The organism is Flavobacterium sp. HJ-32-4, assembly GCF_022532105.1.
Lineage (GTDB): Bacteria > Bacteroidota > Bacteroidia > Flavobacteriales > Flavobacteriaceae > Flavobacterium.
Window position 1 is genome coordinate 1560681 of record NZ_CP092832.1, and the last position, 23717, is coordinate 1584397.

Annotated in this window: 26 protein-coding genes and 1 pseudogene; 25 read left to right on the top strand and 2 right to left on the bottom strand. The window is 49.3% G+C overall.

The features are described from left to right. Position 1: 1 nt before the first annotated feature. The 17 genes and pseudogenes from rpsN (at position 2) to carA (ending at position 10015) form a co-directional block, all read left to right on the top strand. Positions 2–271, top strand: coding sequence for a 30S ribosomal protein S14 (gene rpsN, locus MKO97_RS06295; protein ID WP_241105256.1), 270 nt, complete (start codon positions 2–4; stop codon positions 269–271). A 153-nt stretch (positions 272–424) separates the two neighbouring features. Further along, on the top strand, positions 425–823 hold the full coding sequence (gene rpsH, locus MKO97_RS06300; RefSeq protein WP_241105257.1) for a 30S ribosomal protein S8: 399 nt from the start codon (positions 425–427) through the stop codon (positions 821–823). 11 nt (positions 824–834) lie between these two features. Next, on the top strand, positions 835–1377 hold the full coding sequence (rplF, locus tag MKO97_RS06305; RefSeq protein ID WP_241105258.1) for a 50S ribosomal protein L6: 543 nt from the start codon (positions 835–837) through the stop codon (positions 1375–1377). Positions 1378–1388: 11 nt separating this feature from the next. Further along, entirely contained in the window at positions 1389–1742 is a 354-nt protein-coding gene (gene rplR / locus MKO97_RS06310) for a 50S ribosomal protein L18 (RefSeq protein ID WP_241105260.1), read from the top strand. A gap of 6 nt (positions 1743–1748) precedes the next feature. Beyond that, positions 1749–2267, top strand: coding sequence for a 30S ribosomal protein S5 (gene rpsE, locus MKO97_RS06315; protein WP_241105261.1), 519 nt, complete (start codon positions 1749–1751; stop codon positions 2265–2267). Between the two features lie 11 nt (positions 2268–2278). Then, on the top strand, positions 2279–2461 hold the full coding sequence (rpmD, locus tag MKO97_RS06320; protein WP_241105263.1) for a 50S ribosomal protein L30: 183 nt from the start codon (positions 2279–2281) through the stop codon (positions 2459–2461). A 12-nt stretch (positions 2462–2473) separates the two neighbouring features. Continuing rightward, on the top strand, positions 2474–2926 hold the full coding sequence (gene rplO / locus MKO97_RS06325) for a 50S ribosomal protein L15 (RefSeq protein ID WP_241105264.1): 453 nt from the start codon (positions 2474–2476) through the stop codon (positions 2924–2926). Between the two features lie 13 nt (positions 2927–2939). Beyond that, positions 2940–4286: a preprotein translocase subunit SecY gene (secY, locus tag MKO97_RS06330; protein ID WP_241105266.1), complete on the top strand. Its 1347-nt coding sequence runs from the start codon at positions 2940–2942 to the stop codon at positions 4284–4286. A 2-nt stretch (positions 4287–4288) separates the two neighbouring features. Next, a complete protein-coding gene (gene infA, locus MKO97_RS06335) occupies positions 4289–4504 on the top strand; it encodes a translation initiation factor IF-1 (RefSeq protein WP_007136545.1) in 216 nt (71 codons plus the stop codon). 12 nt (positions 4505–4516) lie between these two features. Next, the gene (gene ykgO, locus MKO97_RS06340) at positions 4517–4633 is read left to right on the top strand and encodes a type B 50S ribosomal protein L36 (protein ID WP_084139925.1); all 117 of its coding nucleotides are present in this window, start codon (positions 4517–4519) and stop codon (positions 4631–4633) included. A gap of 2 nt (positions 4634–4635) precedes the next feature. Continuing rightward, a complete protein-coding gene (gene rpsM / locus MKO97_RS06345) occupies positions 4636–5010 on the top strand; it encodes a 30S ribosomal protein S13 (protein ID WP_241105268.1) in 375 nt (124 codons plus the stop codon). Positions 5011–5019: 9 nt separating this feature from the next. Next, a complete protein-coding gene (rpsK, locus tag MKO97_RS06350) occupies positions 5020–5403 on the top strand; it encodes a 30S ribosomal protein S11 (protein WP_241105270.1) in 384 nt (127 codons plus the stop codon). 80 nt (positions 5404–5483) lie between these two features. Continuing rightward, complete coding sequence (gene rpsD, locus MKO97_RS06355; protein WP_241105274.1) at positions 5484–6089, top strand: 30S ribosomal protein S4; 606 nt, start codon at positions 5484–5486, stop codon at positions 6087–6089. A 17-nt stretch (positions 6090–6106) separates the two neighbouring features. Next, positions 6107–7099: a DNA-directed RNA polymerase subunit alpha gene (locus MKO97_RS06360; protein WP_241105276.1), complete on the top strand. Its 993-nt coding sequence runs from the start codon at positions 6107–6109 to the stop codon at positions 7097–7099. Between the two features lie 65 nt (positions 7100–7164). Beyond that, a pseudogene (gene rplQ / locus MKO97_RS06365) lies at positions 7165–7653 on the top strand (50S ribosomal protein L17); the annotation flags it as partial. A 258-nt stretch (positions 7654–7911) separates the two neighbouring features. Next, positions 7912–8706 (top strand): hypothetical protein, encoded by a 795-nt coding sequence (locus tag MKO97_RS06370; RefSeq protein WP_241105278.1) that lies wholly within the window; start codon positions 7912–7914, stop codon positions 8704–8706. Between the two features lie 190 nt (positions 8707–8896). Further along, positions 8897–10015, top strand: coding sequence for a glutamine-hydrolyzing carbamoyl-phosphate synthase small subunit (gene carA, locus MKO97_RS06375; protein ID WP_241105282.1), 1119 nt, complete (start codon positions 8897–8899; stop codon positions 10013–10015). Positions 10016–10044: 29 nt separating this feature from the next. Here carA and MKO97_RS06380 read toward each other — a convergent pair whose 3' ends face one another. Beyond that, on the bottom strand, positions 10045–10281 hold the full coding sequence (locus MKO97_RS06380) for a helix-turn-helix domain-containing protein (protein WP_241105284.1): 237 nt from the start codon (positions 10279–10281) through the stop codon (positions 10045–10047). Between the two features lie 226 nt (positions 10282–10507). Between MKO97_RS06380 and eno the strand changes: the two genes are divergently transcribed. From eno to MKO97_RS06410, 6 genes are all read left to right on the top strand, one after another. Then, on the top strand, positions 10508–11800 hold the full coding sequence (eno, locus tag MKO97_RS06385; RefSeq protein ID WP_241105285.1) for a phosphopyruvate hydratase: 1293 nt from the start codon (positions 10508–10510) through the stop codon (positions 11798–11800). Between the two features lie 83 nt (positions 11801–11883). Then, complete coding sequence (locus MKO97_RS06390; RefSeq protein WP_241105287.1) at positions 11884–14388, top strand: T9SS type A sorting domain-containing protein; 2505 nt, start codon at positions 11884–11886, stop codon at positions 14386–14388. 84 nt (positions 14389–14472) lie between these two features. Then, positions 14473–16989, top strand: coding sequence for a T9SS type A sorting domain-containing protein (locus tag MKO97_RS06395; protein ID WP_241105288.1), 2517 nt, complete (start codon positions 14473–14475; stop codon positions 16987–16989). Between the two features lie 181 nt (positions 16990–17170). Then, positions 17171–18454 carry a citrate synthase gene (locus MKO97_RS06400; protein WP_241105289.1) on the top strand — a complete coding sequence of 428 codons (1284 nt, stop codon included), beginning with the start codon at positions 17171–17173 and terminating at the stop codon, positions 18452–18454. Between the two features lie 138 nt (positions 18455–18592). Beyond that, positions 18593–19609 (top strand): T9SS type A sorting domain-containing protein, encoded by a 1017-nt coding sequence (locus MKO97_RS06405; protein WP_241105290.1) that lies wholly within the window; start codon positions 18593–18595, stop codon positions 19607–19609. Positions 19610–19622: 13 nt separating this feature from the next. Then, positions 19623–20252, top strand: a complete 630-nt coding sequence (locus tag MKO97_RS06410) for a hypothetical protein (protein ID WP_241105291.1) — start codon at positions 19623–19625, stop codon at positions 20250–20252. A gap of 126 nt (positions 20253–20378) precedes the next feature. Here MKO97_RS06410 and MKO97_RS06415 read toward each other — a convergent pair whose 3' ends face one another. Next, positions 20379–20873: a TrmH family RNA methyltransferase gene (locus MKO97_RS06415; protein ID WP_241105292.1), complete on the bottom strand. Its 495-nt coding sequence runs from the start codon at positions 20871–20873 to the stop codon at positions 20379–20381. 475 nt (positions 20874–21348) lie between these two features. Here MKO97_RS06415 and MKO97_RS06420 point away from each other — a divergent pair, with 475 nt between their 5' ends. Next, a complete protein-coding gene (locus tag MKO97_RS06420; RefSeq protein WP_241105293.1) occupies positions 21349–22266 on the top strand; it encodes a dimethylarginine dimethylaminohydrolase family protein in 918 nt (305 codons plus the stop codon). 481 nt (positions 22267–22747) lie between these two features. Beyond that, positions 22748–23686, top strand: coding sequence for a citrulline utilization hydrolase CtlX (ctlX, locus tag MKO97_RS06425; RefSeq protein ID WP_241105294.1), 939 nt, complete (start codon positions 22748–22750; stop codon positions 23684–23686). Positions 23687–23717 lie beyond the last annotated feature (31 nt).

The following is a 23717-nucleotide window of genomic DNA, read 5'->3' on the forward strand; positions in this document are numbered from 1 at the left end:
CATGGCCAAAGAATCAATGAAGGCCCGCGAGGTCAAAAGAGCGAAGACGGTAGCTAAGTATGCAGAGAAGCGTAAGGCGCTGCTCGAAGCAGGCGACTACGAAGCCCTGCAGAAACTGCCACGTAACGCTTCACCTGTCCGTATGCACAACCGTTGCAAACTGACCGGAAGGCCAAGAGGGTATATGCGTCAGTTCGGTATTTCGCGTGTTACATTCCGTGAAATGGCGAACCAAGGACTCATCCCTGGCGTGAAAAAAGCCAGCTGGTAAAATCCAGTTTTGATATTTCGACAGATAGTTGTAAGTTTGCCGGATTTTTGACGGAAACGTACGACTATCTGTTGAAAATTTTTTTGAAGTTTAATGGCTTCAGGTTCAGCCGGATGGTCCGGTTTTGAATACCAAAGCCGCAATTGTAATTTTATGTACACAGATCCAATCGCGGATTTCCTGACTCGAATCAGGAACGCTGTGGCTGCCAACCACAAAGTGGTAGAGATCCCTGCTTCGAACATGAAGAAGGAAATTACCAAGATCTTGTTCGACCAAGGCTACATCCTTAGCTACAAATTCGAGCAAGACACCGTTCAAGGCACCATCAAGATTGCCCTTAAGTATGACAAGGAGACGAAAGAGCCTGTCATCAAGGACATCCAGAGAATTTCAAAACCAGGTCTTCGTAAGTATGCAGGCGCTACTAAGTTGCCACGTATCCTTAACGGTCTTGGCATCGCCATCGTTTCTACCTCAAAAGGTCTTATGACCAATAAGCAGGCGAAACAACTCAATGTAGGCGGTGAAGTAATTTGTTACGTATACTAAAACCACACACAATGTCAAGAATAGGTAAAAATCCAGTCGCGATTCCAGCCGGTGTAACAGTAGACGTTGCTAATGGTGTGGTAACAGTAAAAGGTAAACTTGGTCAACTGACACAGCCGTTCGCGGACGTAGAAGTGAAGATCGAGGACAATCAGGTGATCGTAACACGTTCGGCTGATGATAAAGAACAAAGATCGAAACACGGTCTTTACAGGGCGCTGATCAATAACATGATCGTGGGTGTCTCTGAAGGGTTCACAAAAGAACTCGAACTGGTCGGTGTCGGTTACCGTGCATCGAATACAGGTAACAAGCTTGATTTGGCGCTCGGTTTCTCACACAATATCGTACTCGAAATCGCTCCTGAAGTGAAATTGGAGACGGTATCTGAGAAAGGTAAGAATCCAATCGTAAAACTGACTTCCCACGACAAACAGCTTCTCGGAGCCGTTGCGGCGAAAATCCGTGGCTTCCGTAAGCCGGAGCCGTACAAAGGAAAAGGTGTCAAGTTCGTTGGTGAGGTATTGAGAAGAAAAGCAGGTAAATCAGCTTAATAAGTAAGAGTATGGCACTGACAAAAACTGAAAGAAAACAGAGAATCCAATTCCGTATCCGGAAGATCGTGAGCGGTACTGCCGCAAAACCGCGTCTTGCCGTTTTCAGGAGTAATAAAGAGATCTATGCTCAGCTGATCGATGACCTTAATGGTACGACCCTTCTCGCCGTTTCATCACGCGACAAAGGCTTCGACACCAAAGGAACCAAAATCGAGATTGCAAACGCTGTCGGCAAAGCCGTAGCGGAGAAAGCGTTGAAAGCCGGAATCGAGGCCGTTACCTTTGACAGGGGCGGTAACCTCTACCACGGACGTGTTAAATCATTGGCGGAAGGCGCACGCGAAGCCGGCCTTAAATTCTAAGCTCAAATGAAGAATAAAAGTATCGAATTAGTAAAACCGAGCGGACTCGAACTGAAAGACCGCCTTGTAGCTGTCAACCGCGTTACCAAAGTAACGAAAGGTGGACGTGCTTTCGGTTTCTCGGCCATCGTAGTCGTTGGTGACGAAAACGGTGTGGTAGGCCACGGTCTCGGAAAGTCGAAAGACGTATCCGAAGCCATTGCGAAAGCAGTGGAAGATGCCAAGAAAAACCTGGTCAAGATTCCGTTGAGCGGACAGTCTGTTCCACACGAACAGAAAGGCAAGTTCGGCGGTGCCCGTGTTTTCCTGATGCCTGCTTCACACGGTACCGGTGTTATCGCCGGTGGTGCGGTTCGTGCCGTACTCGAGTCAGTAGGTATCCACGACGTATTGTCAAAATCACAGGGATCTTCTAACCCACACAACGTGGTAAAAGCGACGTTCGACGCGCTGTTGCAAATGCGTAGCGCTGCTACCGTTGCCAAGCACCGTGGCGTTTCCCTGGAAAAAGTGTTTAAAGGTTAATAGCAGAAAAAATGGCAAAGCTTAAAGTAAAACAAGTAAGGAGTCAGATCAACTGCCCGCTTACGCAGAAGCGAGGCCTTGAAGCCCTCGGTTTGCGCCGTGTGGGTCAGGTCGTAGAGCATGAGTCAAATCCTGCTATCCTTGGGATGATCAAAAAAGTAAAACACCTGGTTTCCGTAGAGGAGTCCAAATAATACGGTATAGAGATGAATTTGAGTAATTTACAACCTGCTGCAGGTTCTACGCACAATCAGAACAAACGAGTAGGCCGTGGTGAAGGCTCCGGAAAAGGTGGTACTGCTGCACGCGGACACAAAGGAGCGAAGTCACGTTCGGGCTACTCTAAGAAGATTGGCTTCGAGGGTGGTCAGATGCCCCTTCAGCGCCGTGTGCCTAAATTCGGTTTCAAAAACATCAACCGTGTGGAATACCAAGGTGTGAACCTTGATACCCTCCAGAAACTGGTTGACAATGGTGTGGTGACCGATACCGTGGATTTCAACACGTTGATCGAGAACCGCCTGGCTACCAAGAATGAGGTCGTAAAGATCCTTGGCCGTGGTGAGCTGAAAGCGAAACTGAAAGTATCCGCACACAAATTCACAGCAACTGCAAAGGCGGCTATCGAGGCTGCAGGTGGAGAAGCTGTAGAACTATAACCCTTCTGTTAAGATGAAGAATTTTTTTGAATCAATACGCAATGTCTGGAAGATCGAGGAGCTGAAGAACCGTATCGTGCTCACGCTCGGCCTTCTGCTCGTGTATCGCTTCGGCGCTCACGTTCCGCTTCCGGGCATCGATACGACTCAATTAAGCGGCTTAACAGGACAAACGGAAAGTGGTATCGGATCGATTCTCGATATGTTTACGGGTGGTGCCTTCTCTAAGGCTTCCGTATTCGCACTCGGGATCATGCCTTATATCTCTGCATCCATCGTGGTGCAGTTGATGGGTATCGCCATCCCTTACCTGCAAAAACTCCAGAAGGACGGCGAAAGCGGACGTAAGAAAATCAACCAGATTACACGTTGGTTGACCATTCTTGTTTGTCTCGTACAGGCTCCGGGCTATATCTTCAACCTGAACCAGACGCTGCCTAAGTCAGCGTTTGCAGACGGTTTCTTCGATGTATCCTTCCTGTTCGTATCCGTGACCATTCTTGTAACCGGTACCATCTTCGCGATGTGGCTGGGTGAGAAAATCACCGATAAAGGTATCGGAAACGGTATCTCCCTCCTCATTATGATTGGTATCCTGGCCCGTATGCCGCAGGCGTTCGTGCAGGAATTCGCTTCTGTTGTGACCAACAACGGTGGTGGACCGATGCTTATCGTATTGGAGATTATCGGTTGGCTTGTGGTCATTATTGCCTGCGTGCTCTTGGTAATGGCCGTTCGCAAAATCCCCGTACAGTACGCCCGTCGTACCGTTGCCGGTGAGTTCGAGACGGATGCTACCGGTGCAAACCGACAGTTTATTCCACTTAAGCTGAACGCGTCTGGTGTAATGCCGATCATCTTCGCTCAGGCAATCATGTTTATCCCTGCCGCTGTTGCCGGGATTAACAAACAGTCGGAGCTGGCGCAGTCGATTCACACAACTTTCCAAAATATCTTCGGATTCTGGTATTGCTTCGTTTTCGGGCTACTCATCGTAATCTTCACGTATTTCTATACGGCGATTACGGTTCCGACCAACAAAATGGCCGACGACCTGAAACGCAGCGGTGGTTTCATCCCTGGCATTAAGCCCGGAGAAGAAACGGCGAACTATCTTGACAGAATCATGTCATTGGTGACGTTCCCTGGTTCCCTGTACTTGGTGTTGATTGCGATCCTTCCTGCGATCGTTCACAACCTCGGAGTGCAACAGCCATGGGCGATGTTTTACGGCGGAACGTCGTTGATTATCATGGTAGGTGTCGCAATCGATACCATCCAACAAATCAACGCCTACATCCTGAACAGGCATTATGATGGCCTGATGAAGAGCGGTAAGAATAGAAAAGCGGTCGCGTAAGCATGGCAAAACAGTCAGCAATAGAACAAGACGGTTCCATCATCGAGGCACTCTCGAATGCGATGTTCCGTGTTGAGTTGGAAAACGGACATATCGTCATCGCGCACATCTCCGGTAAAATGCGTATGCACTACATCAAGTTGCTCCCGGGTGACAAGGTGAAACTGGAAATGAGCCCATACGATCTGTCAAAAGCGAGAATCACGTACAGATATTAAAAAAAGACAGAGATGAAAGTAAGAGCATCCGTAAAGAAGAGAAGTGCCGAGTGCGTCATCGTACGCCGCAAAGGCAGATTATACGTAATCAACAAGAAGAATCCTAGATTTAAACAAAGACAAGGGTAATTATGGCAAGAATAGCAGGGGTAGACATCCCCAAAAACAAGAGAGGCGTTATTGCTTTGACCTATATCTTCGGTATCGGAAAAAGCCGTGCGTCCGAGATCCTGGCCAAAGCCAATGTTAGTGAAGACACCAAAGTGCAAGATTGGAACGACGACCAGATCAGTGCGATCCGTGATGCCGTGTCTTATTACAAAATCGAAGGAGAACTTCGCTCCGAGACGTCGCTGAACATCAAGCGTCTGATGGACATCGGTTGCTACCGTGGCATCCGTCACCGTTCCGGACTTCCGCTTCGTGGACAACGTACGAAAAACAACTCCCGTACGAGAAAAGGTAAGAGAAAAACTGTTGCGAACAAGAAGAAAGCAACTAAATAATAAGTAGTAATGGCTAAAGCGAATACCAAAAAACGCAAGGTTGTAATCGAGTCGACAGGTGAAGCACACATCAGCGCTACCTTCAACAACATCATCATCTCCCTGACCAACAAAAAAGGGGAAGTGATCGCATGGTCGTCAGCAGGTAAGATGGGCTTCCGCGGTTCTAAAAAGAACACGCCGTACGCTGCCCAGATGGCGGCTGAAGATTGCAGCAAGGTAGCTCTTGAGGCTGGACTCAAAAAAGTGAAGGTGTTTGTGAAAGGACCGGGCAACGGACGTGAGTCTGCCATCCGTTCTATCCACAACGGCGGTATCGAGGTGACAGAGATCATCGACGTGACTCCAATGCCTCACAACGGTTGTCGTCCACCGAAAAGACGTCGCGTTTAATTAATAGTACTATCTGGCGGAGCCCGGTCATCGGAGGATTAGACCTGAATTCATGATCGCCGCCCTTAATCAAATTTAAAATGGCAAGATATACTGGTCCACAAACAAGAATCGCCCGTAAATTCGGCGAGGCGATCTTCGGAGACGATAAGTCGTTCGAAAAAAGAAATTACCCACCGGGACAACACGGTCTCGCGAAAAAAAGAGGTAAGAAATCCGAATATGCCGTACAGTTGATGGAAAAGCAGAAAGCGAAGTACACATACGGTATCCTGGAAAAACAATTCCGCGGTCTCTTCGAGAAAGCCGCTGCCAAGAAAGGTGTAACAGGCGAAGTACTGTTGCAACTTTGCGAAGCGCGTCTTGATAACGTAGTATTCCGCATGGGCATCGCACCGTCACGTCGTGCTGCCCGTCAAATCGTTTCGCACCGCCATATTACGGTAAACGGTGAGTTGGTAAACATCCCGTCTTACCACCTGAAGCCGGGCGACAAAGTAGCCGTCCGCGAAAAATCGAAGTCAGTTGAAGTGATCGTGAATTCGTTGGCAGCCTCTGCTCACGTTTACGAGTGGATCACCTGGAACAACGACCAAATGGAAGGTACCTTCGTAAGTGTACCGGCCCGTCTCCAGATCCCTGAGAACATCAAGGAGCAGCTGATCGTCGAATTGTATAACAAATAAAAACTGACTGAGTCGTAATGGCAATATTTAATTTTCAAAAGCCCGATAAAGTTATCATGATCGATTCAACCGATTTTGAGGGGAAATTCGAATTCCGCCCCCTCGAACCCGGTTACGGATTGACCGTTGGTAATGCCCTCCGGAGAGTACTGCTCTCTGCACTTGAGGGGTACGCAATCACCTCTGTGAGGATTGAAGGTGTCGACCACGAGTTTTCCACGATCTCCGGCGTTGTTGAGGATGTCACCGAGATCATCCTGAACCTGAAGCAAGTTCGTTTCAAGCGCCAGATCGAAGACGTCGATAACGAATCAGTTACGATCTCGCTTTCAGGAAAGGACCAGATAACGGCAGGTGATTTCCAAAAATTCATCTCCGGCTTCCAGGTACTTAACCCAGACCTCGTCATCTGCAATCTCGACAGCAAAGTCAACCTGAACCTTGAACTCACCATTGAGAAAGGTCGCGGGTATGTCTCTGCCGAAGAGAACAAAAAGCAGAACGCTGCCATCGGAACCATCGCTACCGACTCGATCTTCACCCCTGTGAAGAATGTGAAGTATGCGATTGAGAACTTCCGTGTCGAGCAAAAGACCGACTACGAAAAACTCGTATTCGAGATCAAGACCGACGGTTCTATCGCACCGAAAGATGCGTTGACAGAGGCCGCTAAAGTACTCATCCACCACTTCATGCTCTTCTCTGATGAGCGCATCACACTCGAAGCCGATGAAATCGCGCAAACCGAGTCGTATGATGAAGAGTCGCTGCACATGCGCCAGCTCCTGAAGACCAAGTTGGTCGATATGGATCTGTCAGTGCGCGCGCTCAACTGCCTCAAGGCAGCCGAAGTGGAGACATTGGGTGACCTGGTTTCCTTCAACAAAAATGACTTAATGAAATTCCGCAATTTCGGTAAGAAATCACTCACCGAACTCGACGAACTGGTGGCCAACAAGAACCTTACGTTCGGAATGGATTTGTCAAAATATAAGCTCGATAAAGAATAACTAACTTCTTCATATTTTGCTCTCCAGGGCGGATCGCAGCAAGATGAAGATTTAAACAGAATGTCATGAGACACGGAAAAAAAGTAAATCACCTTAGCAGGCAGGCGGGTCACCGCAAGTTGATGCTCGCCAACATGGCATGCTCACTTATCGAGCACAAGCGCATCAATACTACAGTAGCAAAAGCAAAAGCGCTGAAGCAATTCGTAGAGCCGCTGATCACCAAATCAAAGGAAGACACGACACACAACCGTCGTATCGTGTTTGCCTACCTTCGTAACAAATACGCCGTAACCGAATTGTTCCGCGACGTAGCGGCCAAAGTAGGCGACCGTCCGGGAGGATACACACGTATTATTAAACTCGGAAATCGTTTGGGTGACAACGCCGATATGGCGATGATCGAACTGGTCGACTTCAACGAACTCTACAACGGAGGCAAGAAAGAGGAGAAAAAAGGACGTAGCCGTCGTGGTGGTAAGAAGGCAACTTCTGCTGCTGCTCCAGCCGCCGCCGCTCCTGCTGCTGCACCTGCTGTAGAAGAAGCTCCAGAAGTAGTTGCTGCTCCCGTAGTAGAAGAAGCGGTAGTAGTCGAAGAAACCGTAGCTGTTGAAGAGACGCCGGTTGCGGAGGCTCCTGTTGCTGAAGAGACAGCGGTTGAAGAGGCCCCGGCTGCTGAAATCGCAACGGAAGACGCTCCTGAAGCGGCTGCTGAAGACGAAGAAAAGAAAGAAGGCGAAGCTGAGTAAATGTCGGTGAACGCTGAAAATAGAGGGGTAGACGTTTCGTCTATCCCTTTTTTGTTTTTAGATATGAGAAAGTTATTTTTTGTGTTTGCCTTGGCAGCTATTGTTTTTGGCTGCAGTAATGATGAATCGGAACCGTCTTGCCGTTTGATAAGTGTGTCTACCTTACCCTTATGGTTCGAGGATTACCTGACGGGTGTTCCGTCCTCCGATCCCACATTCGACGGAAAATTACATTTTAGTTATGTAAATGGGAAAATTGCAAAGGTGAAAGGAGGGATGATGAGAAGGAGTGACCCCCATACTTTTTTTATGACGGGCTCGGTAGAAGATAGCCTTGTATACAATGGCGACAGTGTTCGAGTGTATGTCGCCCACAATATTGATCCCTTTTTACAGCGGGTACATACCTATCGCATAACAAACAATCAACTGACATATTGGAAGAAAGCGGAGGTATCGGTTTCGGGGCTCGTTTACTTCCCCAATTTGACATACGAATACAATGGGGATACCATTTTGGAGAAGCGTAACGGAAACCTGTGGCGCGTGTTCGAAATGCAGAATGGAAACCTGACGAAAGTAACGCAGAATTTTTATGACGCACAGGGGCAGTATGCCGGAAAACGCGAATGGCTTTTTACGGATTATGACACCTCTCCTAATCTTCTAAAGGGAAAGTTTTATATCGAAGGCGCCTTTTTTGCTGCTTTTTCCAATAACAACTACAGACGCTGGGAAGAACGTTCCTCGTATGTTCTAGACGGGCAGGAGATTTTCGGTGGACCTTCTTATGTGGAGTATGGTTTAACGTATGACGCGGACGGAAGCGCGACTCTTTTTGAACAATCATGCAATTAGTCTCATCGGCACTTTTTTTGAAGAGCACTAAATCGATTACCTTTGCAGCGTTTACCAGAGAGGGTATACGAAGCAGCTAGTGCCAGAAGCGTAAAAGGTTAAGCATTTCAAGTATGATTTTACTAACTACCAACCACTAACCACTGACTACTGACCACTAATTACCGACTACTAACTACACACAACTACCATGAAATACCACACACGTCCAACCGCCCTCCTGCTGCTCGCCGACGGGACGGTCTTTTACGGAAAATCCATCGGGATTTCCGGCACCACTTTCGGCGAAGTTTGCTTCAACACCGGCATGACCGGCTATCAGGAGATTTTCACCGATCCATCGTATTTCGGCCAGATTATGGTCGCCACCAATGCCCACATCGGCAACTATGGTGTCAATACTGACGAAGTGGAGGCCGACCGCGTGATGATCTCCGGACTCGTCTGCAAGAACTTTAGTTTCAACTATTCGCGCGACAAAGCGTATGGTAGCCTGGAGGAGTACTTCGAAAAACAACAGCTCGTCTGTATTTCCGATGTGGATACCCGCGCACTTGTAAGCTACATCCGCGACCACGGCGCCCAAAACGCCGCCATCTCCACCGATGGGACACCGCTTGAGGAACTGAAGAAACAACTGGCGGCGGTGCCGGATATGGAGGGACTTGAACTCGCCTCGAAGGTATCTACAACCGAGCCCTATTTTGTAGGCGAGGAGAACGCCCCGTACCGCATATCCGCTCTGGATCTCGGGATCAAAAAGAACATTCTGCGCAACCTCGCCAAAAGAGGGTGCTACATCAAAGTGTTCCCTTACAATGCCACGTATGAAGAGATGAAGGCCTTTAACCCGCACGGTTATTTCCTGTCGAACGGCCCCGGTGATCCGGATCCGCTTATCGCCGCCCAGGAAGTGGCCCGCGAAATCCTCAAACACAACGACCCGCTGTTCGGCATTTGCCTCGGTCACCAGGTCATCGCCCTGGCCAATGGCATCCCAACGTATAAAATGTTCAACGGGCATCGCGGCATTAACCATCCGGTTAAGAACCTGCTGACGGGAGAAGGCGAGATTACGTCACAAAACCACGGATTCGCGGTCAGCAAGAAAGAACTGCTTGAACATCCCGATTTCGAAATCACGCACCTGCACATCAACGATGAAACGGTTGCGGGGATGCGGATGAAGTCGAAGAACTGTTTTTCGGTGCAGTATCACCCAGAGGCAAGTCCGGGTCCACACGATGCCACCTATCTTTTTGACCAGTTCATCGAGAATATCAACAAAAACGAAAAAGCCGCTGTATAAGCGGCTTTTTCTCAAGATGGATATAGTGTTTAGGCAGTTTGCTTACGGCGGTCCCGTTCCAATTGCAGGTACATTCCCAGTACATTGGAGGGGTCGACCTTGAGTACTTCTACGATCCGGTCGAAAAGTTCAATCGAAAGGGGTTTGATTCCCTCTTCGATTCCAGTATAATCATTTACAGAAATACCCAACGCTTCTGCGAGTTGGTTCTCTGTAACATGTCGGTCTGCGCGGACCGTGCGTAGTAAGTCAGACAGTGAACTCATGGGGTTTAGTATTGGTTGTCGTACGACAAGAGTACTACAAAAAAGACGGTTACACATCATCCAAAACCGACTTTGGGTGAATTCGGTCGGTTTTGTGGCGTATCCTGCACTAAATCGTTTGAGTTTATAACTTTTTTGGGATTAGTCAATTAGCGCTTTTCCGACAGGCCCAAATTTCTTACTTTCGGGAAAAATTGAGCCAAATACTAACAAATAAGCAAACACAATGAGTATCATCATCAAAGTACATGCAAGGCAAATCCTCGATTCGCGCGGAAATCCCACCATTGAAGTAGACGTTGTCACCGAAAACGGTGTGCTCGGACGTGCTGCCGTACCGTCAGGCGCCTCTACCGGCGAACACGAAGCAGTGGAACTCCGCGATGGAGGAAAAGCCTACATGGGCAAAGGTGTCAGGAAAGCAGTCGAAAACGTCAACGGTGCCATAGCCGAAGAAATCGTAGGTATTTCTGTTTTCGAGCAAAACTACATCGACCAAAAGATGATCGAACTCGACGGTACGCACAATAAAGGCAACCTCGGCGCCAATGCCATCCTGGGGGTGTCACTTGCCGTGGCAAAAGCAGCGGCCAATGAACTCGGATTGCCGCTTTACCGCTACGTAGGCGGTGTATCCGGAAATACGCTTCCCGTTCCGATGATGAACATCATCAACGGCGGTTCACACTCCGATGCGCCAATCGCCTTCCAGGAATTCATGATCATGCCCGTTAAGGCGACCTCTTTCACCCACGCGATGCAGATGGGTACGGAGATCTTCCATAACCTAAAAAAAGTACTCCACGACCGCCACTTGTCAACAGCGGTAGGCGATGAAGGTGGTTTCGCGCCCAACCTTGCAGGCGGCACCGAAGATGCGCTTGACTCGATCAAGACAGCGGTAGAGAACGCCGGATACAAATTCGGGGATGACATCATGATCGCCCTTGACTGCGCCGCTTCGGAATTCTATGTAAACGGAAATTACGACTACACCAAGTTCGAAGGCGCCACCGGTAAAGTACGTTCGTCTAAGGAGCAGGCTGAATACCTGGCCGAACTCGCTTCGAAATACCCGATTATTTCCATTGAAGATGGTATGTATGAGGATGATTGGGACGGATGGAAATACCTCACCGATCTCATTGGCGATAAAGTACAATTGGTGGGAGACGACCTCTTCGTGACCAACGTGCAACGTCTGGCTACCGGCATCGAGAAAGGCATTGCCAATTCCATCCTGGTGAAAGTAAACCAGATCGGTACCCTTACCGAAACGATCGCCGCGGTGAACATGGCGCACAACGCGGGTTATACCTCGGTGATGTCGCACCGTTCGGGTGAAACGGAGGACAATACGATTGCAGACCTTGCCGTGGCGTTGAACTGCGGGCAAATCAAGACTGGTTCCGCTTCACGCTCGGACCGTATGGCGAAATACAACCAATTGCTGCGTATTGAAGAGGAGTTGGGCAGCACGGCGTACTTCCCCGGTAAGAAAGCATTTAAGGTAAAATAATCCTACAATTTTACATTTTCATAATAACGCTCCGTCATTTGGCGGAGCGTTTTGTTTATATTTGGATGTCAGAAAGTTGTACCATGAAAAAACTACTACTTCTTTGCGTTTTATTGGCTGCAGGTGTCCAGGCGCAGATTGTCAACATACCCAATCCCGCATTTAAGACGTTTCTTTTGTCAGACGGAACAAACGCCCAGAATGCCGCGGGCGAATATATTGCAATTGATGCCAACGGTGACGGCGAGATTCAACAGAGCGAAGCCAATCAAGTTGTTTCCATACAACTTAATATAAGTTTGGTGACGACTTTTGAAGGGATCAATTCTTTTTTCAATCTAGAAAAGGTATACATTTCGCTTTCTCCTTACGGCGGGATCGCACCGCCGTACATGCTCGATTTACAGGGCTTACAACATTTGTCTGGTGTTTGGATTAATGGCACTGGGCAGGTTTCTCTCAGTAATCTCCCTTCCCTGGATACGTTGTCATTCTATGCGGCAAGTCCAACCTCTATCACGATTGAAAGCTGCCCTAATTTGGAGTCTGTAACAGCGTCACAATTATTAGCAGAAGACCTTGTGCTTGATTTCTCTGGTTGTGTGGGTCTGAAAGATATTTCATTTGCCTTTTCTAGGTTAGCGGGACTGGATGTTCATGGTACCTCGGTCGAAGACGTTGTGCTAGAGTATTGCAATTTGGATTGGCTGAATGCAGACGCCACCCCTGACCTTGAAAGCCTAAAAGTATGTTCGGCGTCTACGGATGTAGGTAACTATGTCGGCCCAGGCCTTAGCTCACTTTCGGTGAATGGATCTGGAGTTAAATTTGTCGAACTGTCGGAACTTGAGATTGAATCATTGGATTTTTCCCAGGCCAACCAATTAGAAGAACTTAAATTTTTAGGCGAGGAGTGGGCGTTCTATCTAACCGACCTCAATTTGTCTGGTTGCAGCCACTTAAAGTTTCTTGACCTCTTTGCATTAAACGCACCGGTTTTAGACCTGACGGAATGTACGTCTTTGGAGACGGTTCGGTTGGGCTGGCTCGATAGCGCGACCGCTATTTTAGCCAAGAATGGTGCAGCGGAAGATTTTGTTTGGGAGTATAGCTGGTGGCTGGGCGACCTGGATCAACGTCTTTGGAGTCTGCAATTGTTTTGTATTGATGAATCGCAATTCGATGCCATCACCGGTGAAATGGCGGAGTTGTCGGATGTAGTGGTAAGTCCCTATTGTTCGTTTGTTCCCGGAGGTGACTATAACACATTGTCGGGTTCTATTACGCTCGATGGCGATGGCGACGGGTGCGATACCGATGACCCCGTTCCGGCCTTTCAGGTGGGAATAACTATTGATCAGGGGTATTACGGAACTCTAGCACGGGAAGGCAATTACGAGATGTTTTTACCATTTAACGGTGACTATGTCATCCAACCTTTAATCGTCGATAACCCATCATATTTTACGGTTGCCCCTTCCTCTGTTCCCATTTCTATCACTGGAACAACCTCAGTAGCTGATGTCAATTTTTGCATCACCCCCAACGGCATCCATCACGATGTAGAGGTTACCATCGCACCGCTTAGCGTTATCCGCCCGGGTTTCGATGCATCGTACGCCGTTACCTATCGCAACAAAGGCAACCAGGCAGAAAGTGGACAGGTAAACTTCCAATTTGACGATGACAAACTCGATTTCCTTTCCGCATCTATCACTCCCAATACCATTGCAACCGGCAGTATAAGCTGGGATTTCTCAGGTCTGGGGCCCTATGAAAGCCGTACCGTCACCGTTACGCTAAACGCGAATAGTCCTATAGAAACGCCGGCCGTGAATATCGGGGATATTATGACCTACAATGGCAATGCTTCCCTTTCGCAAACTGACGAGAATCCCGCGGATAACGCTTTTGCTTTCCACCAGACAGTAGTAGGTGCGTATGATCCCAATGATATTACGTGCCTGGAAGGTGATGTGGTTGACCCGTCGCTGATAGGCCAGTTCCTGCATTATAATGTCAACTTCGAAAACACAGGCAATTACCCGGCAGAGAATGTTGTCGTTCGCATGAAGATGGATGCTTCGAAATTTGATATGAATACACTTCAGTTCATCGACTCCTCCCACCAGCCCCGCGTGCAACGCAATGGTGATTTGGTGGAGTTTATTTTTGAAGGTATCCAGCTCCAACCGGAAGGGAAGGGAAATGTGCTTTTCAAAATCAAAACAAAAAACACACTGGTAACCGGCAATTCCGTCACCCAAAAAGCCGACATCTACTTCGATTTCAACGCGCCGGTCGCCACCAACACCGCCACTACCACTTTCCAACAACTCGGGACGCAAACCTTGGCGGAGGAATCGTTCGCTTTATGGCCGAACCCTGCGTCGAATCTCGTTACGATCTCAGGTGCGAACGACATAGAAACCATTTCCCTCTTTAACCTCCTCGGACAGGAAGTCGCCCGCCAGAAAGGCAATGGCCGCGGCGCGCAGGTCGACATTTCCATGCTTCCCGCCGGTAACTACCTCGTGCGGGTCAAAGCGGCAGGAGGCGAGCAGTTGCTGAAATTGGTGAAGAAATAGTCGGAACAGAAATACGTATTTTTCTTACTAACGCTTCGCCCAGCTCCGAAGCGTTTTTTATCTTTGAATCTGAATTCCAGGTATATGAAAAAACTATTACTCCTTTTGTTTTTGGTGTCAGCCGGTGTACAGGCGCAGATTGTCAACATACCGGATCCCGTTTTTAAGACGTTTCTCCTATCAGGTGAAAACCAAGCACAGAATGCAGCAGGTAGCTATATCGCAATTGACGCCAATAACGACGGTGAAATACAGCAGACGGAAGCTGGTCAGGTCGCATCATTGACAATAGATGTGAACGGAATGACAAGCATGGAGGGAATAGGATCATTCCAGAACCTCCAGAAAGTAGCGATAATTAATAGTGGTTATTCAGTCGGATGTCCTATAACCCTACAGGGCTTACCCAATCTCGAACAGGTGGGAATAGGTATAGGATACGAGGTGTATGTTGACATTACCCTCAACAATCTGCCATCGCTTAAGAAAATAGGTTTTTCGAATACAGATATGTTTGTTCACTCGATCTTTATAACGGATTGTCCTAATGTTGAAACAGTGGAAGCTAACCACTGTTGGTTGGGGAATGCGCCTTTTGATCTTTCGGCGATGCACAATCTAAAAACCGTGGATTTTTTTAATGTCGAGGTTCTTGGTATTGATGTACACGGGACTAGTGTAGAAAACATATCATTAGAGTGGTGTGCTGCTTTTTGGTTGAACGCTGACGCCACCCCAAATCTTGAACAGATTATTATTTCATCCAATTATAATGAATTTCTTCTAGGTAGCATTGGCTATCTGTCCGTTGCCGGGTCGGCCGTAAAGCATATTTGGGTTGAAGGAGCTTACCTTTATGTGGACTGCTCGCAAACGACAGGTTTGGAAGACCTTTCCGTCACAGGATCGTATACCGCAGTTGCAGATCTTAATTTGTCCGGTTGCAGCCACTTGAAAAATCTGGATCTTATTTCCATCGAAGCACCTGTGATCGACCTTACGGACTGTACTTCACTCGAAACGGTTAAAATAGGACTTACGCTCGCGACTTCAATTCTCGCAAAGAATGGCGTAGCAGAACAATTTATTTTTGAGTATCCGGGTTTAGAGTGGATTTCGCCTGAAACCACTACCCTTAACGAGCGCTTTCCAAATCTGTCATTTTTCTGTATCGATGAAGACCAGATTGACACCATCACAAATGCGCTGACTACGTTGCCTGTAACCGTCGTGGATTCGTATTGTTCATTTGTTCCCGGAGGAGGATATAATACCATGTCAGGCTCTTTGGCTTTTGATGATGAAGGTGATGGATGCGATCCCAATGATATGGCTCCCACCTTTCTCACAGCAATAGGGATTAATATCGACGATCAGTACTACGAGACATTTTCTCAGGAAGGCGACTATGTGGCTTATTTACACGCCACCGGAAATTATACGGTACAACCGATATTGGTGGATAACCCATCTTACTTTTCGATTTCCCCGCCATTAATTCCGATAACGCTCAACGGTACTGACACTATCCCAGATCTCGACTTCTGCATTGCCCCTATTGGTGTCTATCATGATGTGGAAGTCACCATCGCACCCTTCGGCGTCATACGCCCGGGTTATGACGCGTCATACGCTATAACCTATCGCAACAAAGGCAACCAGGTAGAGAGTGGTCAGGTCAATTTCCAGTTCGACGATGATAAACTCGATTTCGTTTACGCCTCAATTACTCCCAACGCTATTGCAAGCGGAAGCCGAAGCTGGAACTTCTCAGGTTTGGGGCCCTATGAGAGCCGTTCCATCCTCGTAACGGTCCACGCGAACAGCCCCGTTGAAACGCCGGCGGTGAATATTGGGGATGTCATGACTTACAACAGCTATGTTTCCCTTTTGCAAACTGATGAGAATCCCGCGGACAACGCTTTTGCTTTTCATCACACGGTGGTGGGAGCCTATGATCCAAATGACATCACCTGTCTGGAAGGAGAGGTGGTCGACCCCTCGCTGATAGGCCAGTTCCTGCACTATAATGTGAACTTCGAGAACACCGGCAATTACCCAGCTGAAAATGTAGTGGTGCGTATGAAGATGGATGCGTCGAAATTTGATATGAATACACTCCAGTTCATCAACTCCTCCCACCAGCCCCGCGTGCAACGCAATGGCGATTTGGTCGAGTTTATTTTCGAAGGTATCCAACTCCAACCGGAAGCGAAGGGGAATGTCCTGTTCAAGATCAAAACGAAGAATACATTGGTAACCGGTAACTCCGTCAGCCAGAAAGCCGATATCTACTTCGACTTCAATGCGCCGGTGGCGACTAATACCGCTACGACGACTTTCCAACAACTTAGCACCGTTACGCCACCGGCGGAAGCCTTCATGCTATGGCCTAACCCGGCCTCGGACGTTATTACGATCTCAGGGGCTGTCAACATCGAAGCGATTTCCATCCTCAACCTGTTAGGGCAGGAGGTCTACAAACAGGATGGTAACGGGCGGGGCACGCAAGTGAACATCTCGTCACTTCCTTCAGGTAATTACCTTGTGCGGGTGAAAGCAGCAGAAGGGGAGCAGTTGCTGAAATTGGTGAAGAAATAGGGGCAACGCCCTAAAGTGGGCCTTTGAGCGATTCAGACGGGGGATTTGACTCACTTCTTGCGAAATCGTTTGAAAAAAGGAAGAATTAACGTTTTTCTTGCATTTGCCGATTTTATTTTAGGGCAAAAAGCGCTACGTTTGTAAGGTTCTTTACAAACGATTTTAGTACCCATTTTACATCATGTCAAAAACAGCTATATTGGAACTTGATGGCACCAAGTATGAGTTTCCGGTTTTGGTCGGAAGCGAAAACGAAGTGGCCATCGACATCAACAAACTCCGCGACCTGACAGGCGCTATCACGCTCGATCCGGGTTACAAAAACTCCGGATCCTGCAAAAGCGATATCACGTTCCTCGACGGAGAAGAAGGCATCCTTCGCTACCGCGGTTATGCTATCGAAGACCTAGCGGAAAAAGCCAATTTTCTAGAGGTTTCGTATTTGGTCATCTTTGGCGAGCTGCCTACCAAAGCCCAACTCGAACAGTTCGAGAACGACATCCGTAAATACTCCCTCGTCAACGAGGAAATGAAAAATATCATCGACGGGTTCCCGAAAACCGCACACCCAATGGGCGTGTTGTCGTCGCTCACAAGCGCCCTCACGGCCTTCAACCCTAAAGTCGTAAACGTCGAGAACGATAAGGAAATGTATGAAGCCATCGTCAAAACCATGGGGAAATTCCTCGTGCTGGCAACCTGGACGTTCCGCAAGGCGATGGGCTATCCGCTCAATTACTACGACAACACCAAAGGGTATGTCGAGAATTTCATGCGCCTGATGTTTGAATTGCCAACCGGACCCTATAAGGCAAATCCGGTGGTGATCGATGCACTCGATAAACTCTTCATCCTCCATGCCGATCACGAGCAAAACTGCTCGACATCAACGGTTCGCATGGTAGGCTCGTCCCACGCCGGTCTTTTTGCTTCGATCTCGGCGGGTGTTTCCGCACTTTGGGGTCCACTTCATGGTGGTGCCAACCAGGCGGTTCTCGAAATGCTCGAGGAAATCAACAAAGACGGCGGCGATACCGAGAAATTCCTCGCGAAAGCCAAAGACAAAAACGATCCGTTCCGCCTGATGGGCTTCGGTCACCGCGTCTATAAAAACTTCGACCCACGCGCCAAAATCATCAAGAAGGCAGCCGATGAGGTATTGGAGAACCTGGGTGTGGATGATCCGGTATTGGACATCGCCAAAAAACTGGAAGTCGCCGCGTTGAATGACGACTACTTCAAATCGCGTAACCTTTATCCAAACGTCGACTTCTATTCCGGTATCATCTACCGCGCACTCGGTATCCCAACCGACATGTTTACGGTGATGTTTGCCATCGGCCGGCTCCCGGGCTGGATCGCACAGTGGAAAGAAATGCGCCTCAACAAAGAACCAATTGGCCGTCCGCGCCAGATTTACACCGGACACCCTTTGCGTCCGTTTGTGGAAATGGACAAACGGTAATACGGATATGACACAGTGAAACACCTCTTCGGGGGTGTTTTTTTTTGATAGCCGCTCAATGCGTGGTGTTTACCTCATTTTTTTGTCCGAAACCGACTGAAGTCCTTCCTTCGTTCTGTAACCAAAAAATACAGCGCCATGGAACGAAAGGTTTTTCTTCGCAACAGTATCGGATTTCTGGGACTGGCCCTATCCGCACCCGAACTTTTCCGCACCGGTAAACCCGCCGCCGAAGCACCGCAATCTCCTTTGGATTGCACCATAGCGGCATCGGAAACCGCAGGGCCGTTCCCTACTATCAACCCGGCTAATTACAACCAGTCGAACATCGTAGGCGACCGCACAGGCGTCAACTTTACCGTCAACATTTATATTAAGAACAAAAACGCCAATTGCGGAGCCTATCAGGGCGCCCTGGTCGACATCTGGCATTGCGACAAAGACGGGAATTATTCGCAGTACGGAGGCACCGGCATGCAACCGACCAATTATACAGCGTATAATTTTTTAAGGGGAAGACAGGTGAGCGACGCAAACGGACTCGTGAGTTTCACCTCCATTTTCCCTGGATGGTATACGGGTCGGGCGACGCACATTCACGTCCACATATACAATGCCGCCGGAACCTCGCTGTTGGTCACACAAATCGCGTTTCCGGAAGGAACGGCCAGTGCTGTCGCTACGGTCAACGCCGCAACCGCCTATGGCTATACAAAGGGGATGACGGGCTATACCTACAACGCCAGCGATAATGTCTTTTCCGACGGCGTCACCACCGAATTGGCTTCGGTATCCGGCGCCCTTGCTACAGGCTATACACTTGACCATACGATTTACGTAAACGGACCGACCCTTGGCGTCGAGGAAGTCGTGTCGACGGCAGGCACCATAGGCCAAAACTACCCGAACCCGATGGACGAGTATACCCTGATTCCGGTGAGCCTGCCCAATGGCGGCGATCTTGAACTTCGCATTTTTGACCTCGCCGGACGGCAGGTCGGGGCCGTCAAACGCTTTTCGTTTGGTGCAGGCGCCAGCGTGATGGCCATCAACCGAAGCGAATACGGATTCTCCCCTGGTTATTACATCTACACCGTAAATGTCGATTCAGGTAGTGGGGCGTTTACCCGAAGCGGGAAGATGCTCGTGAAATAAAATGCAATCAGCGATGACAGACACGGTGCGACTCATCACGGCGGCCCACTGCGCGCAAACGGAAGGAGTGGGCGTACACATTCGAACCACACCGTTCCGGATGCAACCGGTGGGTGCACTGCATGATGCCACTCTGCAGCCCGGCGCCCGTCTGGTCTTTCGCAACGACCGCCGTTGTGGCTTCCTGTTACTGCCTCTTTTCGGTGGGGTTGACGTAGACGACCGCGACGATTTTGTGGGCGTTCCGTCTTTTCGTTTAGTAGATCCGGCGACGGAGACCCTCATCCTGCGCAATCCGCTTGACGATTATGCTTCGCAGTTGCTATTGCTCGAAGCGCCCGAGTTGACAGATTCTGCATGTGGCGCGCTCTCGTTTACCGAACGCAATCAGCTCCACAACCTGTATGAAAAAGAAGCCTGTAAGGTATACATCGGGAGTTACGACCTGCGTCACGCTGCCGAACACGTCTTCGATACACCTCAATCCGCGGTTCTGGCTTTCGCCATTGGCGGAGCCTTTGAAGTGGAAGACCGACTTTTGGAAGTACGGGATGCCCTTTGGCTGCCGGGCGTTTCCGCGATTGAATTTGAGGCACTGTCACAGGATGCGTTGCTGTTACTCGTAGCGTTTGGCTCAGGTTAAGTCCAGAAGCGGACTGTCGGGTTTAGCAAACGAACGTGCCGGATGGACGTCTGCGTTTTCTGGTCAACCGACTAATCTTCCGAACTCCCGACTTTCAACTTTCGACTTTCGACTTTCCACTAACCCTCAACTTTTCCTCCGCTGTCGCACCGCCTCATACAACACAATACCCGTAGTGGTAGCCAGGTTCAGGCTTTCAACCGCACCGTTCATCTCGATGCGCACACAGAAATCGCAATGCCCCAACGCCTCGGGTGATAGGCCGTTGGCCTCATCCCCAAACCAGATAGCGAGTTGTGGTGCGGTCAGGTTCGAGACAGGCAGGGCAATCGATTGGCGTCCGATGGCGTGTGGGGATGTGCCCACCGACACAGCGCTGTCCTGCCGTAATGCGTCGAAACAGGCGGCCGTTGTATCAAACCGACGGATCTCCGTCCATTTCACCGCGCCCTTCGACATTTTCAACAGGCTTCTTCGGTTTTTCAGTGCCTCGGGATCGTCTTCGAGCCGCTTAAGGCCGTCTACCACATACAGTCGGTCGACGCCCAACGCATTTACATTCCGGATGACGTTTCCGATGTTATCAATGTATTTGGGGTTTTCGAGAACGGCGATGAGCATGGTAATGATCGAATGAGGTAATGAGCGAATTAGCGAATGGCTGAATTAGATAATGAGAAAATGAGATAATTAGGGAATGGGGTAGTGGGGTAAAGGGTTATCGGGCGAGTGTAAAAATACGGAGAGTGATGTTTATAACACGGATAGACATCGTTTTTCCTTCGTCTATTTTCGGATTTAGGCTGGTTATAACGTATCAACAAGTAGGATTATTAACGAATCTGTATAGCTATTTTAGGAGGGGTTAGTCAAGAACCAAGAACCAAGAACCAAAAACCACCAACCACAACGCCACCCCAGACCTTCGTGCGTATCGCTTCCGAACTCCCGATCTTCCGTTCTCCCGAACTCCCGAACTTTCGACTTCTCACTTTCGACTCAATTACTTAATCCTCAATTTATCCTCCCATAATCAAACAATTCTTCAATTTCAACGCCCTTTTCCTATCTTTGCCAATACCAACCAAATAACCCCATGCTTTCCCTGAACGTCAAAAACGAGACCTCCCGATTGCGCGCCGTCGTGCTCGGAACCGCCGTGAGCAACGGCCCGACACCCAAAGCCGAAGAGGCCTATGACCCAAAATCGCTTGAGCACATCAAGGCCGGCACCTATCCCGTTGAGGCCGATATGGTGGCGGAAATGGAGGCGTTCCGGGCAGTTTTCGAGAAATATGACGTGACGGTGTACCGCCCGGAAGTGGTGGAAAACGAAAACCAGATCTTCACCCGCGATATCGCGTTTGTCATCGACGATGTGTTTATCGAGTCGAATATACTACCCGACCGTATCAAGGAGTTCCCCGCAATCCGGCATGTGGTCGACCAGGTCGATCCCGCTAAGTTCGTGCATATCGCCGACCAGGATATCCACATCGAGGGGGGCGACGTGATCGTGTGGAACGACTATATCTTCATCGGGACGTATAAAGGCGCCGATTACCCGGATATCAAGACGGCCCGCACCAACCTGAAGGGCGTCGAGTTTATAAAAAACCTTTTCCCGCACAAAAAGGTAATGGCTTTCGACCTCGTCAAATCGACCGTCGAGGCCCGCGACAATGCCCTGCACCTCGATTGCTGTTTCCAACCGGTGGGCACCGACAAGGCGATTATCTACAAAGACGGTTTCCGCGACGTGAAAGACTATGAGTTCCTTCGTGATTTCTTTGGTGTTGACAACCTCTTCCACATTACCCGCGACGAGATGTACCACATGAACTCGAATATATTCTCGATCGCACCGGACGTGGTCGTATCAGAACGAAATTTCACCCGACTCAACACCTGGCTACGGTCAAAGGGCATCACGGTAGAGGAAATTCCGTATGCCGAGATTGCCAAGCAGGAAGGTCTGTTGCGTTGCTCAACCCTCCCGTTGATACGCGATTAACCTATGAACACATACCCTCCGTTTAGTAGTTGCGTGAGGGATAGGAGCGGCAGCCCACAGCCGATGAGGTACGAAATCGGCGAGGACTAAAGCGGATAGCCCGACGGCGCCTTGTTCAGTAAGCAGTAAGCAGTGGGCAGTGGCAGTAGGCAGTAGGCGCCGGCACGCCCCTCCCTTTACTCCGCTCGGAAGAACGATAGCCGGAGAGGTACTTTTTGTGTAACCACGGGAGGTTCAAATAGGGGGTATTGTCAATAAACGGGATTCCTTCGCTGCGCTCGGAAGGGCGATGGCTGCCTAAGTATGTAACTTATAACGAAGGATATTCAAGTAACGGCATTCCACTACCAACTGGGACTGCCGATTGTCCACTGCGACTGCCCACTGCCTACTGCGACTGCCACTAAGACCGCCTACTCAAAAAAAACACGCAACCGAAACGGAAAATTTTTACCTTGCAGGTATAATTGCCTACGTACCCATGAAACAAATCACGGATACCATTCTGATGATTCGACCGGTCGCTTTCCGGATGAACGAACAGACCGCTGTAAACAATTATTACCAAAAAGTGCTCGATGGACTGTCGCCCGAAACGGTGAACGGCCGTGCCCAGGAAGAGTTTGACGCCTTTGTGGCCAAACTGCGGTCAGCGGGTGTGAACGTCGTGGTGGTGCACGATACGAAAGTGCCGGATACGCCCGACTCGATTTTTCCGAACAACTGGATTTCCTTTCATGAGAACGGCGACGTAGCGTTGTATCCGATGTTTGCGGAGAACCGCCGCTCGGAACGTCGTGAGGACATCCTCGATGTGCTCGAGGAACGCGGTTTCCGCATCGATAACATCATGGATTATACGGAAGCGGAAGACGATGGCTTCTTCCTTGAAGGTACCGGCAGCCTGCTGCTCGACCGCGCCAACGGAAAGGCCTATTGCGCCCTGTCACCCCGCGCCGATGAGGAACTTGTGATCGAATTCTGTGAGGATTTCGACCTGCGCCCGATTATCTTCGAAGCCTACCAAACCGTAGATGAAGAGCGCAAGCTGATTTACCATACCAATGTGATGATGTGCCTGGGCGAAGACTTCGCCGTGCTGTGTGCCGACTGCATCGACGACAAACAAGAACGCAAACAGGTGCTCGAGAGCCTGAAGGAAGATGGAAAAGACATTATCCTGATCACCGAAGACCAGGTCAACAGCTTTGCGGGCAATATGCTGGTAGTAGCCGGAATGGGAGGTAAGCGGTTCGTGGTCATGAGCGCAGCCGCCCACAAAAGCCTGACCGCTTCGCAGATCGCACAGCTTGAGAAGCACGCGACGATCCTGAGTTCAAGTCTTGATACCATTGAAGCCTGTGGCGGCGGCAGTGCCCGGTGCATGATGGCGGAGGTGTTTTTGCCGAAGAATGGTTGAGGGTTGAGGGTTCATGGTTCATAGTTCATGG